This window comes from Hyunsoonleella pacifica (assembly GCF_004310335.1).
Classification (GTDB): Bacteria; Bacteroidota; Bacteroidia; order Flavobacteriales; family Flavobacteriaceae; genus Jejuia; species Jejuia pacifica.
In genome coordinates this window covers 1-425 of the sequence record NZ_SIRS01000015.1, presented here as the reverse complement: position 1 = coordinate 425, position 425 = coordinate 1, and the positions used below count along the sequence as shown (strand labels likewise).

General features: G+C 47.5%; 1 protein-coding gene. It reads right to left on the bottom strand.

All coding sequences use genetic code 11. The features are described 5' to 3' along the window. Positions 1-425 (bottom strand): Ig-like domain-containing protein (locus EYD46_RS17845; protein WP_165454414.1); only part of this gene is annotated, 425 nt, incomplete at both ends.

Sequence of the window (425 nt, the reverse complement as noted above, 5' to 3'; positions counted from 1 at the left end):
TCGCCTCCAAAATTGTCATCGTCTAATACATCGATGTTTACTGTATCGTCTTCATCTACACTGGCTGTATCGTCTACGGCCGTTGGCGTATCGTCTACGGCATTGACTGTGACATCAACTACGGCTGTAACACAATCGCCATCTGCATCACAGATCTCATAAGTGATTTGATCTGGACCGTTATAATCGGCATTCGGGGTGTAATCTATCGTATCATCGGTTGGGTCGTTGGGGGTACCGCCATCATTTACTGTTGCTACTCCATTGGTTGGGGCACTTGTTATGCTTATGGTGCCGGTACTTGGGCCGTCGCCTCCAAAATTGTCATCGTCTAATACATCGATGTTTACTGTATCGTCTTCATCTACACTGGCTGTATCGTCTACGGCCGTTGGCGTATCGTCTACGGCATTGACTGTGACATC